Annotated in this window: 12 protein-coding genes; 4 read left to right on the top strand and 8 right to left on the bottom strand. The window is 68.4% G+C overall.

The window, feature by feature from the left end:
* Positions 1-48 precede the first annotated feature (48 nt).
* The 5 genes from DS837_RS23330 to DS837_RS23310 form a co-directional block, all read right to left on the bottom strand.
* Entirely contained in the window at positions 49-879 is an 831-nt protein-coding gene (locus tag DS837_RS23330) for an ABC transporter permease (protein WP_014198219.1), read from the bottom strand.
* Positions 876-2,138: an ABC transporter permease gene (locus DS837_RS23325; protein WP_149166923.1), complete on the bottom strand. Its 1,263-nt coding sequence runs from the start codon at positions 2,136-2,138 to the stop codon at positions 876-878. The genes DS837_RS23330 and DS837_RS23325 overlap by 4 nt, the downstream gene beginning before the upstream one ends.
* Positions 2,139-2,291: 153 nt before the next feature.
* On the bottom strand, positions 2,292-3,338 hold the full coding sequence (locus DS837_RS23320) for an ABC transporter substrate-binding protein (protein ID WP_149166922.1): 1,047 nt from the start codon (positions 3,336-3,338) through the stop codon (positions 2,292-2,294).
* Between the two features lie 95 nt (positions 3,339-3,433).
* Entirely contained in the window at positions 3,434-4,531 is a 1,098-nt protein-coding gene (locus DS837_RS23315) for an ABC transporter ATP-binding protein (RefSeq protein ID WP_247890090.1), read from the bottom strand.
* Between the two features lie 301 nt (positions 4,532-4,832).
* Complete coding sequence (locus tag DS837_RS23310) at positions 4,833-5,750, bottom strand: LysR substrate-binding domain-containing protein (RefSeq protein ID WP_149166921.1); 918 nt, start codon at positions 5,748-5,750, stop codon at positions 4,833-4,835.
* 108 nt (positions 5,751-5,858) lie between these two features.
* On the opposite strand from DS837_RS23310, the gene DS837_RS23305 reads away from it, so the two are divergent.
* From DS837_RS23305 to DS837_RS23295, 3 genes are all read left to right on the top strand, one after another.
* Positions 5,859-7,061, top strand: a complete 1,203-nt coding sequence (locus tag DS837_RS23305; protein WP_149166920.1) for an acyl-CoA dehydrogenase — start codon at positions 5,859-5,861, stop codon at positions 7,059-7,061.
* Between the two features lie 187 nt (positions 7,062-7,248).
* Positions 7,249-8,451 carry a CaiB/BaiF CoA transferase family protein gene (locus tag DS837_RS23300; RefSeq protein WP_149166919.1) on the top strand — a complete coding sequence of 401 codons (1,203 nt, stop codon included), beginning with the start codon at positions 7,249-7,251 and terminating at the stop codon, positions 8,449-8,451.
* 85 nt (positions 8,452-8,536) lie between these two features.
* Positions 8,537-9,463, top strand: a complete 927-nt coding sequence (locus DS837_RS23295; RefSeq protein WP_149166918.1) for a DMT family transporter — start codon at positions 8,537-8,539, stop codon at positions 9,461-9,463.
* 11 nt (positions 9,464-9,474) lie between these two features.
* On the opposite strand, the gene DS837_RS23290 is transcribed toward DS837_RS23295, so the two are convergent.
* The 3 genes from DS837_RS23290 to DS837_RS23280 are packed head-to-tail and all read right to left on the bottom strand — an operon-like array spanning position 9,475 to position 12,291.
* On the bottom strand, positions 9,475-9,855 hold the full coding sequence (locus DS837_RS23290; protein WP_149166917.1) for a hypothetical protein: 381 nt from the start codon (positions 9,853-9,855) through the stop codon (positions 9,475-9,477).
* A 19-nt stretch (positions 9,856-9,874) separates the two neighbouring features.
* Positions 9,875-11,185: a hypothetical protein gene (locus tag DS837_RS23285; protein ID WP_149166916.1), complete on the bottom strand. Its 1,311-nt coding sequence runs from the start codon at positions 11,183-11,185 to the stop codon at positions 9,875-9,877.
* Positions 11,186-11,187: 2 nt separating this feature from the next.
* The gene (locus DS837_RS23280) at positions 11,188-12,291 is read right to left on the bottom strand and encodes a hypothetical protein (protein ID WP_145628414.1); all 1,104 of its coding nucleotides are present in this window, start codon (positions 12,289-12,291) and stop codon (positions 11,188-11,190) included.
* Positions 12,292-12,483: 192 nt separating this feature from the next.
* Here DS837_RS23280 and DS837_RS23275 point away from each other — a divergent pair, with 192 nt between their 5' ends.
* On the top strand, positions 12,484-14,502 hold the full coding sequence (locus DS837_RS23275; RefSeq protein WP_149166915.1) for an AsmA family protein: 2,019 nt from the start codon (positions 12,484-12,486) through the stop codon (positions 14,500-14,502).
* The last annotated feature ends 4 nt before the right edge of the window (positions 14,503-14,506 follow it).

Genomic DNA, 14,506 nt, shown 5'->3' with positions numbered 1-14,506 from the left:
ATTTGAGGAAAGGCCGGGCCGCCCATCGGGCCGCCCGGCTTTTTCATGTCAGCGCAGGTTGCCCTTCAGCCGCTCGTTGCGGCGGCGCAGCGCCTCCAGCGTGGCGAGCAGGATGACCGAGATGGTCGTCAGGATCACCGCCGCCGCCGTGATGGTCGGGCTGATGTTCTCGCGGATGCCGCTGAACATCTCGCGGGGCAGGGTGCGCTGCTCCGGTCCCGCCATGAACAGCACCACCACCACCTCGTCAAAGCTGGTGGCGAAGGCGAACAGGGCGCCCGAGGCCAGACCCGGCAGGATCAGCGGCAGGATGACCCGGCGGAAGGCGTAGATCGGCGAGGCGCCGAGCGAGGCCGCGGCCCGCGCCAGGTTCATGTCGAAGCTCTGCAGCGTCGCGCTGACCGTGATGACCACGAAGGGCGTGGACAGCGCCGTGTGCGCCAGGATCAGGCCGGCGTAGCTGCCGGTCAGCCCCAGCGGCGCGAAGAAGAAGTACAGGCCGACCGCGGTGATGACGCCCGGCACGACGACCGGCGACAGCACGATGGCCAGCACCAGCGGCTTGAACTTGCTCTTCCACTGGGCGAGGCCGAGCGAGGCGAGTGTGCCGAGCACCATCGACAGGATGGTCGAGGCCACCCCGATGATGACGCTGTTCTTCAGCGACGACACCCAGCGCGGGGAGTTCAGGAAATCCTCGTACCAGCGCAGCGACAGGCCCGGCAGCGGGTAGGTCAGGTAGGAGCCGGAGCTGAAGGACAGCGGCATGATCGCCAGGATCGGCGCCATCAGGAAGACCAGCACCAGCGAGGCGACGACCACGGTGGTGATCCAGGCGACGCGCTGGCTGGCCGTACGGGGGGCGTGGTTGTCGCTCAATTCTTCATCCCTCCCGTGACCTGCTGGCCGTGGACCAGCTTTCCATAGACGACGGCGAGCAGCAGCGTGGCGAGCAGAAGCACCGCGCCCAGCGCCGAGGCCAGACCCCAGTTGACGGTTTCCGTCGTGTAGAAGGCGATGAAGTAGCTGATCATCTGGTCGGCGGCGCCACCCACCAGGGCCGGCGTGATGTAGTAGCCGATGGCCAGGATGAAGACGAGCAGGCTGCCCGCCCCGATGCCGGGCACGGTCTGCGGCAGGTAGATGCGCAGGAAGGCGGTGACCGGCGAGGCGCCGAGCGACGCCGCGGCCCGCATGTAGGCCGGGGAGATCGACTTCATGCTGCTGTAGAGCGGCAGGATCATGAAGGGCAGCAGCACGTGCGTCATCGCCACATAGACGCCGAAGCGGTTGTAGATCAGCCGCAGCGGCTCGTCGATCAGGCCGATCCAGCGCAGGCTGTCGTTGACGATGCCCTCGCTCTGCAGCACGACGATCCAGGCGCAGGTGCGCACCAGAAGCGAGGTCCAGAAGGGCAGCAGCACGAAGATCATCAGCACGTTCGACTGGCCCGTGGGCAGCGTCGCCAACATGTAGGCGACCGGGAAGCCCAAGATCAGACAGAGGACCGTCACGCCCAAGCTGATGGTGAAGGTGCGCCCGAAGACGTCGCGGTAGATCGCCTGCTCCTCGGGGGCGGCGACGATGGCGCCGTCCAGGTTGCGCGTCAGGTCCAGCGCGCCCAGAAGGTAGAAGCTGGTGAGCGGCCCGCTGGCGCCCTTGATCGCCGCCCAGGTGGCGCGTTCGCCCCAGGCCGGGTTGATGCCGATCAGGGTGTCCTTGGCGGTGCCGGGTTCCGGCAGGGTCTTCAGATTGCGCGCCGTGCCCGACATGATGGTGCGGAAGCCGTTCAGCGCGTAGTTCAGCCGCTTGGACGCGATGGCGATGGTGCCGGCCTCGCGGGCCGTGCGGATGTCGCCCGCCAGCGCGGCGAAGGCCGGTTCTCCGGGAACGTCCATGCCGTCCCAGTCGGCCAGGGCCGCGACGGTGTGGGGCATGACCTGACGCACCTCCCAGTCGTCGACCGAGCGCCAGAGCATGCCGGCGATGGGACCGAGGAAGGTGAACAGCAGGAAGAGGAGGAGCGGCAGGATCAGCGCCAGGGCCTTGAGCCGGCGCGTCCGCTCCGCCCGCTTCAGGCGGCGCTTGAGAGGCACCTCGGGCGACGCATCGGCGCCGGCGACGAACGCGGCTGTCATGGGCGGCCTATTTCGAAAATGCGGTAGAGACGTGTGCGGTGTGGTCGAGGTGGGCCCCCACCCCGGCCCTCCCCCCGCTGGGCGGGGGAGGGAGATTGATCCCCTCCCCTCCGTCAGCGGGGGAGGGTTAGGGTGGGGGCACTGCTCAGCGGCTTACTTCGCCGCCCACTTGTTGAAGCGCTCGGTCAGCCGGTCGATGTTCTCCAGCCAGAAGGGAACGCTGATCTCGACCGCGTTCTTCATGTTTTCCGGAGCGGTCGGCAGGTCCTTCAGGACGGCGGGCGCCAGCTTGGACGGGGCGTCCTTGTTGGAGGTGCCGTAGGCGATGTTCTCGGACAGCTTGGCCTGGTTCTCCGCCTTGCCGGCAAACTCCAGGAACTTGTAGGCGGCTTCCTTGTTCGGGCTGCCCTTCAGGATCACCCAGCTGTCGATGGTGTAGAGCGCGCCGTTCCACACCATGCCGAAGTTCTTCTTCTCGGCCTTGTTGGCGGCGTCGATGCGGCCGTTGTAGACCGAGGTCATCGCCACTTCGCCCGAGGCGAGCAGCTGCGGCGGCTGGGCGCCGGCCTTCCACCAGACGATGTCGTTCTTGATGGTGTCGAGCTTCTTGAAGGCGCGCTCCAGGCCCTCTTCGGTGCCCAGAACCTTGTAGACGTCCTTCGGCGCGACGCCGTCGGCCATCAGGGCGATCTCAAGAGTGGTCTTGGCGCCCTGGCGCAGGCCGCGCTTGCCCGGATACTTGGTGGTGTCGAAGAAGTCGGCCCAGCTCTTCGGCGCGTCCTTCAGCTTGTCCTTGTCGTAGCCGAGCACGAAGTCGTACACGATCGCGCCGACGCCGCAGGCGTCGACCGTCTGCGGCAGGTAGGCCTGCTCGCCACCGATCCGGTTGAACTCCATCGTCTCGAACAGGCCCTCTTCACAACCGACGGCCAGTTCCTCGCTTTCCACCTGCACGACGTCCCAGGTCGCCGCACCGCCCTGGACCTTGGCGCGCAGAACGCCGATGCCGCCGTCCCAGGACTCGTCGTTCATCGGGGTGCCGGCCTTCTTGAACGGCTCGAAGAACACCTTCTTCTGGGCTTCCTGATAGGCGCCGCCCCAGGACACGACCGTCAGGTCGCGGGCCTGCGCGGCGGTGGCCAGCGCCACACTGGCGGTGAACGTCGCAAGGAACCCAACTGCCACCTTAAGCTTCGACATCGTCCCCGTTCCTTCATTATGCGTGGTTGCGTCAGGAGGTGTTGCGCGCCCCCGGTCCCCCCTCCCGGAGAGACCGGACGGACGGGTGCGGCCGATCACACGGGATCGAGCGCCCGGCAGTCCTCGGGGCGGAAGCCGATGGACACGCTCTGGCCGTGGCTGAGTCCCGCGTGGGCGCCCGGCGGCAGCTTGACCATGAATTCCCCGTTGCCGGCGACCTTCAGCACGGCCAGCGCGTGGTCGCCGAGATAGATGGTGTCCTGGACATGGGCGGGCAGGGCGTTCATGCCGTCCGGCACCTGCCCGTCGGTCAGGATGCTGATGCGCTCCGGCCGGACCGACAGCGCCGTGGCCGCACCCGCACCGGCGACGTTGACCGCCTGGGCCACAACCGAACCGCCCGACGCCAGCGCCACCCGGCAGAAGCCCTGTTCGATATTCTCGACGGTGCCGGCCAGCACGTTGTTCTCGCCGATGAAGTTGGCGACGAAGCTGTTGACCGGGCGTTCGTACAGCGCGTCCGGTTTGTCGATCTGCTGCACGATGCCGTCGTTGAACACCGCGATGCGGTCCGACATGGTCAGCGCCTCGCTCTGGTCGTGCGTGACGTAGACGACGGTGATGCCCATCGTCTCGTGCAGCTGCTTGATCTCGAGCTGCATGTGCTCGCGCAGCCGCTTGTCCAGCGCGCCCAGCGGCTCGTCCATCAGGACGAGCTGAGGGTTGAAGACCAGCGCGCGGGCGAGCGCCACGCGCTGCTGCTGGCCGCCCGACAGCTGGCCGGGATGGCGGTGCGCCAGGTTCTCCAGCTTGATCATGCGCAGCGCCGAGCGCACCCGCTCCTTCACCTCCGACCGCGGCATCTTGCGCACGGTCAGCGGGAAGGCGACGTTCTCCTCGATCGTCAGGTGGGGGAACAGCGCATAGTTCTGGAAGACCATGCCGATGTCGCGCTTGTGCGGCGGCATGTTCTTGATCGGCCGGTCGGCGAGATAGATATCGCCGTGGGTGGGGACCTCGAAGCCGGCCAGCATCATCAGCGTGGTCGTCTTGCCCGAGCCCGAAGGGCCGAGCAGGGTGACGAACTCGCCCTTCTTGATGTCGAGGTCGAGGTTCTTCACCACGAGGTGTTCGCCGTCATAGGTCTTCTGGACCCCGACGAAGCGCACCAGTGCCTGTGCGGTCGTGACCATGCCGCCGTCCATCATCCTCCCCCCGTCCGAGGTGTCCCGAGCGCGGTCCGGAGTCAGGGTTGCGTTCCCGACACAGGACCTATGCAGTGGGCCAGACGGTATACCCGTTTAATAAATTCGACAAGCCCGATGCTCGCATTGTGATCAACTCAACGGTTCGGCATCGGTCTGACGAAATTTTGTGCATCTGCGAAGGCTGTGCACGCGGTTTGAACGGGAGTTTGCTCCTTCCTTGACCGCTTGAAAACCCAGACTTTGGGAGGTTTAGGGTCTGGACGGGCGATTTTTCCCGAGTCGCCGTTCACGCGCCGGGAACGGGCGGAACAAACGGAACGATCCGCTCCACGAGGCCGGTGAATTTTTTCACCAGAGGCGAGCTTTCGTTGCTCCGTTGCGCCAGTTGCAGGGTGGTGACGGCGTCCGGCGTGTCGAGCGGCCGGTACACCACCCCCTCCAGGGCCACCTGCCGAAGCTGGCCGGGCAGAATCGACACGCCCAGCCCGGCGGCGATCAGCCCGATGATGGTGAAGGCCTCGCGCGCGTCCTGGGTGACGTTGGGACGGAATCCGGCGGCGGCGCACAGCGCGAAGACCTGCTCGTGCGTGCTGGTCCCGAAATCGGCGGGGTAGAAGACGAAGGGCTCGTCGCGCAGCGCGGCCAGCGGCACGACCTCCCGCCCGGCCAGCGGATGGTCGGCGCGCATCACCGCCAGCAGCGGCTCGCGCACCACGTCGTGGAAGCGGAAGGACTCGGGCTCGGGGACGAAGCGCGGCTCCCGGATGAAGCCGACGTCGAGCCGGCGGTCGGCCAGCGCCGTCAACTGCTGCTTGGACGGCAGCTCGACCAGGGTCAGATGCACATCGGGATGGGCGCGGCGGTAGGCGTCGATGATCCGCGGCACCATCGGCAGGAAGGGAGCCGCCGCGGTGAAGCCGACGCGCAGTTCGCCGACCTCGCCCTTGGCGGCGCGACGGGTCAGCACGGCGGCGCGTTCCGCCCGCGCCAGGATCTCCCGCGCCTCGCCCAGCAGGAGCTGGCCCGGCTCGGTCAGTTCGACCCGGCGCTTGGTGCGCTCGAACAGGCGGGCGCCCAGCTCGGCCTCCAGCGCCTGGATCGACTGGCTGAGCGGCGGCTGCCCGATGCCCAGCCGGGCGGCGGCGCGGCTGAAATGCAGCTCTTCGGCGACGGCGACGAAATGGCGAAGATGGCGCAGATCCATGCCCGTGTCTTATATGAGGATCATATTAAAGTCCCCTGATAAATGTATTTGAACCATGAAAGCGACCGCGCCATGTTGGGGCGCATCGGACCTAGGGAGACATCAATTATGGCCGCCAAGACCGGAGCCGCCTCCGCCAAGCTCGCTTCCTTCGCCTGGGAAGACCCGCTGCTTCTCGACGAGCAGCTGACCGAGGACGAGCGGATGATCCGCGACGCCGCGCGCAGCTATTGCCAGGACAAGCTGCTGCCGCGTGTGACCGAGGCCAACCGGCACGAGATCTTCCACCGCGAGATCATGAACGAGATGGGCGAGCTGGGCTTCCTCGGCTCGACGATCGACGGTTACGGCTGCGCCGGCGTCAACTACGTCTCCTACGGTCTGGTCGCCCGCGAGGTCGAGCGGGTGGACAGCGGCTACCGCTCCGCCATGTCGGTGCAGTCCTCGCTGGTCATGCACCCGATCTACGCCTACGGCAGCGATGCCCAGCGCGAGAAGTACCTGCCCAAGCTCGCCACCGGCGAGTGGATCGGCTGCTTCGGCCTGACCGAGCCGGACGCCGGCTCCGACCCCGCGGGCATGAAGACCCGCGCGCGGAAGGTCGCGGACGGCTACATCGTCAGCGGCGCGAAGATGTGGATCACCAACTCGCCGGTTGCCGACGTCTTCGTCGTCTGGGCGAAGAACGACGAGGGCAAGATCAACGGCTTCGTGCTCGAAAAGGGCATGAAGGGCCTGTCGGCGCCGAAGATCGAGGGCAAGTTCTCGCTGCGCGCCTCGGCCACCGGCGAGATCGTCATGGACGAGGTCTTCGTGCCGGAGGAGAACCGCTTGCCGAACATCGAGGGCATCGTCGGCCCGTTCGGCTGCCTGAACCGCGCCCGCTACGGCATCGCCTGGGGCGCCATGGGTGCGGCGGAGTTCTGTTTCCACGCCGCCCGCCAGTACCAGATCGACCGCAAGCAGTTCGGCCGTCCGCTGGCCGCGAACCAGATCCCGCAGCTCAAGCTCGCCAACATGCAGACGGAGATCGCGCTCGGCCTGCAGGCTGCGCTGCAGGTCGGCCGCCTGCTCGACGAGGGCAAGGCGGCGCCGGAGATGATCTCGCTCATCAAGCGCAACAACTGCGGCAAGGCCCTGGACATCGCCCGCGTCGCCCGTGACATGCACGGCGGCAACGGCATCGCCGACGAGTTCCACGTCATCCGCCACGTGATGAACCTGGAGGCGGTGAACACCTATGAGGGCACGCACGACATCCACGCCCTGATCCTGGGCCGCGCCATCACCGGCATCCAGGCCTTCGCGTGAGGTGATGCTTGTTGTCCCTCTCCCGTTCCGGGAGAGGGAAGGGGCCCACGCCCCCGGCGTGGGAAGGGTGAGGGTCGCCCGAGAATCAGCGCCTTGATCCTCGTACGACCCTCACCCGCCCGCTGACGCGGGCACCCTCTCCCGGGGCGGGAGAGGGAACAAGGCGCTTTTCCATAAGGACCCCACCATGCCCGGCCCGCTTTCCCATGTCCGTGTCCTGGAACTCTCCCGCGTGCTTGCCGGGCCGTGGGCGGCGCAGACGCTGGCCGATCTCGGCGCCGACGTCATCAAGGTCGAACGGCCCGGCGCCGGGGACGACACCCGCGCCTGGGGTCCCCCCTGGGCTGGGGAGGAGTCGGCCTATTTCCTCTCCACCAACCGCGGCAAGCGGTCGATCACCATCGACTTCGAACGTCCGGAAGGCCAGGAGCTGGTGCGCAAGCTGGCCGCCCAGGCCGACGTCGTCATCGAGAACTTCAAGGTCGGCGGGCTGGTCAAGTACGGGCTGGACTATGACAGCCTGAAGGCGATCAACCCGGGCCTCGTCTACTGCTCGATCACCGGATTCGGGCAGGACGGCCCCTACGCCAAGCGGGCCGGCTACGATTTCATGATCCAGGGCATGGGCGGGCTGATGAGCATCACCGGCCAGCCCGACGCCGAGGCGGGCGGTGGTCCGGTCAAGGTCGGCGTCGCGGTCACCGACGTCTTCACCGGCCTCTACGCGACCATCGGCGTGCTCGGCGCGCTGGCCCACCGCGACCGGACGGGGGAGGGGCAGTGGGTGAACCTCGCCCTGCTCGACGTGCAGGTGGCGGTGCTGGCGAACCAGGCCATGAACTATCTGGTCGGCGGCAAGGCGCCGCAGCGGCTGGGCAACGCTCACCCGAACATCGTGCCCTACCAGGCCTTCGCCACGCGGGACGGCCACATCATCCTGGCCGTCGGCAACGACGGGCAGTTCGCCAAGTTCTGTCAGGTCGCCGGCCGTCCGGAACTGGCGCAGGACCCGCGCTACGCCACCAACCCGGCCCGCGTCGCCAACCGCAAGGAGCTGGTGCCGATCCTGGAACTGCTTCTTGAGCAGCGGACCAGCCGCGACTGGCTGTCGGCTCTGGAGGCGGTGGGCGTGCCTTGCGGGCCGATCAACGACGTGTCGCAGGTCTTCGCCGACCCCCACGTCCAGGCCCGCCACATCCACCAGGACCTGCCGCACCCGACCGCCGGGACGGTGCCGACGGTGGCGAGCCCGATCCGCTACTCCGCGACCCCCATCGAGCACACGGTCGCCCCGCCGACGCTCGGCCAGCACACCGACGCCGTGCTGGAGGAGGCGCTGGGCCTATGCGCGGCGGACATCGCGGCCCTGCGGGAGAAGGGCGTGGTCTGAACCGCGCGCACCCGTCATTTTGCCGCCCCTATCCCATCCCTTCCCCCGCCGTGCGCGGGGGGAGGGATTTTTTGCGTGAACCGAGATGATCGCCTCCAGCACCCCGTCCTCCGCCGCCACCGACACCCGCCTGGGCATCCTGCTGATGCTGCTGGGCATGTCGCTGTTCACCGTCAACGACGCGCTCGGCAAATGGCTGGTCGCCGACTATCCGGTGGCGATGCTGCTGGCCATCCGCAGCCTGTTCGGCGCGATGCTGCTGGCCCCGCTGATCCTGCGCGAGGGGGTGCGGTCGGTCTTCGCGGTGAGGCGGCTGCCGTTGCATCTTCTGCGCGTCGGCTGCGTGGCGGGCGAGGTCGCCTGCTTCTACTGGGCGGTGCGGTCGCTGCCGCTCGCCAACGTCATGACCATCTACATGGCCGCCCCGCTGATCGTCACCGCCCTGTCGGTGCCGCTGCTCGGCGAGAAGGTGGGCTGGCGCCGCTGGGCCGCGGTGGTGGTCGGCTTCGCCGGCGTGGTGATCGTGCTGAACCCGACGGGCCAGTTCGACGCGGTGCCGTCGCTGGTCGCCCTGTTCGGCACGCTGGTCTTCTCCACCGGCCTGATCTCCACCCGGTTGCTGCGCGATTCGAGCAACCTGTCGCTGGTCAGCTTCCAGACCTTCGGCACCGGCCTGCTCGGCAGTGCGGCGCTGCCGCTGGTCTGGGTGCCGCCGCCGGGGCTGGATTTCCTGCTGCTGGGCGCGCTCGGCGTCACGGCGCTGGCCGGGCACGCGGCGATGAACCGCTCGCTCCAGCTCAGCCCGGCGGCGGTCGTCGTGCCGTTCCAGTATGTCTCGATCATCTGGGCGGTGGTGCTTGACTTGCTGGTCTGGGGCACGGCCCCGACCCTGCGCATCATCGTGGGGGCGCTGCTCATCATCGGCAGCGGCCTGTTCGTCTTCCACCGCGAGCAGGCGCTGAACCGCGGTGCGGCGGCGGAGGCCAACGCCAGCGGCGGTCCCGGCGCTTAGGAAAAGGGCGCCTAAAAAGGGAAGAAGCGCGGCTCCAGCCGGACGCCGACGGCTTCCACCGGGCTCCAGCCGAGGCGGGCGATCACCGCGTTCGACTCCACCGCACGGCGGCCCGGTCCCAGCGACCATGTGACGTGGTAGGTGCCGCCGCCGGGCCGGTCGGTCGTTCCGGCGATGGCGACGACGAGCGCCTGCACGCCCTCGCCATCGTCGGCCAGCCCGAGGACCGTTCCTTCACGCTCTGTGGGAAGCGGATGGCCCGCTCCGACGCCGTGGGCCAGCGTGACGTGATGGGCGACCGTGCGGGCGTAGCGCGCCGGGAACAGCGCCAGCAGGCGGGCACGTTCGGCCCCGGGCAGCGCCCAGCCGACATAGCCTCCGCGACGCGTCATGCGATCTCCCCGGTAACCCTCAGCGGCGTCCACCTCTCAGGATGTCGTCCATGATCTGGTTGGCCTCCGCCGGTCCGGCAATCAGTTCAATCATGCGGATGGCGGTGTACCCGGTCCGCGCGTCGCCGATCCCGTCCGCCAGCGACTGCCGCGCCGTGCCGGTCAGCGAGGCGGTGGCCTGCTGGGTCACGCTCTTCAGCTCGCCGCGCAGGCCCAGCGTGTCGGCGATGGTCGAGCATTTGCGCAGGGCGCGGGCTTGGTTCTCCGCCTGCACCATCCGCGCGGTGTCGGTGCCGGGAACCAGGGTCTCCACCGTGGAGAGGATCTCGGTCTCCGCCCCGTCGAGCACCTGGGTGCGCACCAGCTCGTGCACGGAGTTCCGGATGATCTTCAGCCGCTGGTCGAAGTCCTTGTTGCGGCTGTGCTCCATGGCGTTGCGCGTGGCCTCCAGGCTGGCCACCAGATCGACCGCGAGGGTGGCGGCGGCCATGCGGTCCACCGTGCCGCCGGCCGCGGCGGAGGCGCCGCGCGACCGTTCCTCGATCTGCGCCACCACCGTGCCGCTGAGGTCCAGGAACAGGGCGGCGCGGTCGCTGGACTTCTGGCCCAGATCCATGTCCCACAGGTTGCCCAGCAGGATCGACGGGTCGGACAGGCGGGCCGCGGCCAGCAGGATGAACAGCTTCAGCGCCTCCGGCCGCCCGCGCGCGACCTGCCGCCCGATGGCCTGGATGCCGTCCAGATGGTCCTTGTGCAGCTTCTGGATCGGCTTGGGCGACAGGACGGCCTTCAGTTCGGCCACCGGCTGGGCGATGGTCAGGATGCGGGCGATGTCCTCGATGGTGCGGAGGCGGTCGGGATTCAGCCGCAGCCCCAGTTCGTCCGCGAAGCGCCCCGTTTCCGTCTGCTCCAGAATGTCGGCCACGGCGGCGGAGGCCATGGACCAGAAGGCGCGGGCCGGCTCCGCCCGCGATGCGCCGTCGCCCAGCGCGCCGGCGACGCCGCGCAGCCGCTCCTTGCCGATCCGGCTTTCCACCAGCGGCCAGAGGGCGTTGACGGCGTCGCGGTCCACCTTGTTCAGCGGAGCCGGCTGGTTGCCGGTGGGAAGCTGGAACAGGTCCTCGAACGGTTCGCAGAACAGCCGCTTGAAGGTCGGGCGCCGCTTGGGCCGCACCTCCGCCAGGCGCGGGCGGATCAGTGAGAAGGTGTGCCGGACCTCCGGATGGTCGCCGATCTGCTGCAACAGGTCGACCACCTGCCGGAACCGGGCCTCGTCGATGTCCAGCAGCTTGGTGCCGAGGCTGAGAAGGGCCTTGGGGTCCGTGGTCATGGTCAGGCCGCCTTCCCCTTGATCGCCTCGATCCGCATCACGAGGTCCGTGTCGAGCTGGCCGCTGCGCCAGTCCACATAGGCCCGCACCGTGCGGCGGTTCGCGGCCAGCAGCCCATCGGCCAGAAGCGCGTGGTCGGACTTCTCCTCGTCCCTGGGCAGCAGGGGCAGGACGCGGAACAGCTCGTGCACGGCCATGTCCTGCTCATGCTTGCTCCGGGTCTGGGCCTCCGCCCAGCTCGTGATGATGAAGTCCCAGCCGTCGAGCAGCCAGGACAGCCGGGTGGTCGACCTCCGCACCAGCGTGCGCTTGGTGTCCCACTGGCGCAGCAGCAGTTCGAAGGCCGCGACCGACTGGTCGAGCTGGTTCACCACGTTGCGGACCTGGTTGAGCGTGTGCTCCGCCACCTCCGCGCAGAAGGTGCCGATGGGGGCGGCCTCCGATACGTTGCCGGTCGACCATTCCGTCATGCTGTCGCGGAACTGCAGCAGGTCGCGCGCCAGACGGCGCAGCCGGGCCGGCCTCGGCGAGGTGGCGATGCCCACCGGCTCCATGAAGGTCGCCAGCTCGGCCACCCGCGCGTACAGCTCGGTCGGCTCCAAAGCGAGGCTCTGGGCCGCCTTGGTCATGTAGCTGCGGGTCAGCTGCTCGCCTTTTTCGGAGCCGAGCCCGGCGCGCAGGATGTCCGTCGATTCCAGACCGACCGCCTTCAGCACTTCGACGATGAGCTGGTAGTTGATGAGCAGCCGCTGCTCGTCCTCGTCGCGCAGCGCCGCCTCCGCCGCCTCCACGGCCAGTGGCCCGGCGAGGCCGCAGCGCGCCGCCTGGAGCACCGCCTTGCGGATGTCGTCCGGCGAGCAGCCGTCCGCCTTGCGGATCAGGTCCTGCAACATGCGGTCGTGGACGGTCATCGGGAAGGCGAGCGGCAGGCCCTTCCACGGCACCACATAGACGCCGTGCCCTTCCGACAGGTTGGGGATCAGAACCTCCAGCTTGTCCCGGTCATCCTTGCGCACCCGTGTCTGCGCCAGAACCGGGGTGGTGAAGGCCACGGCGGCGCCGCGCTCCTCGAAGGTGGAGGGGGCAAAATTCGTAAGTGAACGCATGGTTCTCGGGTTGGGAGGGAAGTGGACGTCCGCGCGGTACCCACCCATAGCCTGATTCGCTCAATTTTTCGTTAAATCCGCACAAGATCGTCCTCTTCTCTGCCCTTTGGAGGTAAGGCGTCACACCGCCGGTCATTTGCCCGTTATTCAGCCACAGGGTGCGGCGCAGGCAGGCAAAGGGGGACGCGGCGGATGGCCGTGATGAAATGGATCGGCTACGGCCTGTTGGGGCTGGTGGTGACCGTGGCGGCGGGCGTCGGCATCGCCTTGGCTGTCTTCGACTGGAACGACGCCCGCGGCTTCATCGCCCGGCAGGCGTCCAAGGCGCTGAACCGCGAGGTCGCCATCGACGGCGATCTCAACGTCCGGTTGGGCGATCCGCTGCGCATCCGCGTCGAGGGCCTGCGGGTCGCCAACGCGGACTGGAGCGACGACAAGACGATGGCGGAGCTGCGGGTGCTGGACCTTCAACTCCGCCCCTGGCCGCTGCTGCGCGGCGACTTCGAGTTTCCGGAGATCCGGCTTACCGGTCCCAAGCTGCTTCTGGAGAAGAACCGGGAGGGTGCCGCCAACTGGGCCTTCGGCGGGCCGGACCCGCGCAAGGAGGCGGCGAAGGAGACGGTCAAGCCGGAAGACCGCACCGACCTGCCGATCATCGAGACGCTCGTGGTCGAGGAGGGGCGCCTGCGCTTCCGCGACCCCATCCGCAAGATCGACATCGACAGCGGCATCAACACCGCGGTCGGCGGCAACGGTGACCAGGAGGTCCGGCTGGACGGCAAGGGGGACTTCGCCGGCAAGCCCTTCACCCTGACGGCGGCCGGCGGCTCGCTGGAATATCTGCGCGACGATCCCAAGCCCTATCCCCTGCGGGTCGAGACCGCCATCGGCAAGACCCGCGGCAAGATCGAGGGCTCCATCGCCGAGCCGGTGCTGCTCCAGGGCGTCGACCTGTCGGTGGAGCTGCGCGGCGACGATCTGGCCGACGTCTTCCCGATCCTGGGCATTCCGGTGCCGACGACGCGGCCCTACGCCATCTCCGGCCATCTCGGTCGCGAGGGCGACGTCTGGCGGTTCGAGGGGATGAACGGCAAGGTCGGCGAAAGCGACCTGTCCGGACAGGTGGCGGTCGATCTGGGCGGCGAGCGCCCGCGGATCACCGGCGACCTCACCTCGCGCAAGTTGGCGGCGGTGGATCTGGCGGGCTTTATCGGCGCCTCCCCGGAGGGGCGCGGCGACTACCCGACCAAGGGGCGGGAGCGGATCATCCCGGCCACCGAGGTTCCCCTGGAAAAGCTGCGCACCGCCGACATGGATGTGAAGTTCCGCGGCGAGCATGTGGAGGCTCCCTTCTCGACTCTGGATGCCCTCGACGCGCGGGCGAAGCTGGAGAACGGGCGGCTGGTGCTCGACCCGCTGTCGCTCGGCGTCGGCGGCGGGCGCGTGGCCGGAACGGCGGTTCTGGACGGAAGCCGCAAGACCCCGGCGCTGGACGTCAACCTGGACGTCCGGCAGATCAAGCTGGCCCGCCTGTTCCGCGAGACGGCCTTCGCGCAGGAGATGGGCGGCACGGCCAGCGGGCGCATCCAGTTGAAGGGGCAGGGGACCACGGTCGCCAACATTCTGGGCGCCTCCGACGGCAAGCTGGGCGTGGCGGTGGACGGCGGGCGGATCACCAGCTACGCGGTCAAGGGGCTGAAGACCAACATCCTGGAAACGCTGGGCGTCGTCCTGTCCGGTGACAAGCCCTTGCCCTTCAACTGTCTGGTCGCCGACGTGACGGTGAAGGACGGGCTGGTGGAAAGCCGCGCGCTGGTGCTCGACACGCCGGAAACGCTGGTGACGGCGGACGGCACGATCAACCTGCGCAGCGAGGCGATGGACATGACCGTTCTGGGGCGGGCGAAGAGCCCCCAGATCTTCGCCACCCACGTCCCGGTCCATGTCCGCGGCACGCTGGGCGCGCCGGACATCGGGGTGAACGCGACGGAGTCGGCGGCGCGCGGTGCCGCGGCGGTGGCCCTGGGCGTCCTGTTGACGCCGCTGGCCAGCGTTCTGCCTTTTCTTGACCCAGGCAGTGACGAACAGCCACACTGCGGCGAACTCGTCCGGAACGCCCGGTCGCCGTCGAACGCCAACACCGGCTCCAGCGGGACCGGCAAAGGGCGCGACGCGGCTCCCTCGGGCTCCCAATCCGGCAAATCGCAGTAACGAC

This window comes from Azospirillum brasilense, from assembly GCF_008365405.1.
GTDB lineage: Bacteria > Pseudomonadota > Alphaproteobacteria > Azospirillales > Azospirillaceae > Azospirillum > Azospirillum brasilense_D.
This window is presented reverse-complemented; position numbering and strand designations above follow the sequence as displayed.

Excerpts from the sequence above, each read along its gene's own strand:
- DS837_RS23325 (WP_149166923.1), bottom strand. The coding sequence starts at position 2,138 with ATGACAGCCGCGTTCGTCGCCGGCGCCGATGCGTCGCCCGAGGTGCCT.
- DS837_RS23320 (WP_149166922.1), bottom strand. The coding sequence starts at position 3,338 with ATGTCGAAGCTTAAGGTGGCAGTTGGGTTCCTTGCGACGTTCACCGCC.
- DS837_RS23315 (WP_247890090.1), bottom strand. The coding sequence starts at position 4,531 with ATGGTCACGACCGCACAGGCACTGGTGCGCTTCGTCGGGGTCCAGAAG.
- DS837_RS23310 (WP_149166921.1), bottom strand. The coding sequence starts at position 5,750 with ATGGATCTGCGCCATCTTCGCCATTTCGTCGCCGTCGCCGAAGAGCTG.
- DS837_RS23305 (WP_149166920.1), top strand. The coding sequence starts at position 5,859 with ATGGCCGCCAAGACCGGAGCCGCCTCCGCCAAGCTCGCTTCCTTCGCC.
- DS837_RS23300 (WP_149166919.1), top strand. The coding sequence starts at position 7,249 with ATGCCCGGCCCGCTTTCCCATGTCCGTGTCCTGGAACTCTCCCGCGTG.
- DS837_RS23295 (WP_149166918.1), top strand. The coding sequence starts at position 8,537 with ATGATCGCCTCCAGCACCCCGTCCTCCGCCGCCACCGACACCCGCCTG.
- DS837_RS23290 (WP_149166917.1), bottom strand. The coding sequence starts at position 9,855 with ATGACGCGTCGCGGAGGCTATGTCGGCTGGGCGCTGCCCGGGGCCGAA.
- DS837_RS23285 (WP_149166916.1), bottom strand. The coding sequence starts at position 11,185 with ATGACCACGGACCCCAAGGCCCTTCTCAGCCTCGGCACCAAGCTGCTG.
- DS837_RS23280 (WP_145628414.1), bottom strand. The coding sequence starts at position 12,291 with ATGCGTTCACTTACGAATTTTGCCCCCTCCACCTTCGAGGAGCGCGGC.
- DS837_RS23275 (WP_149166915.1), top strand. The coding sequence starts at position 12,484 with ATGGCCGTGATGAAATGGATCGGCTACGGCCTGTTGGGGCTGGTGGTG.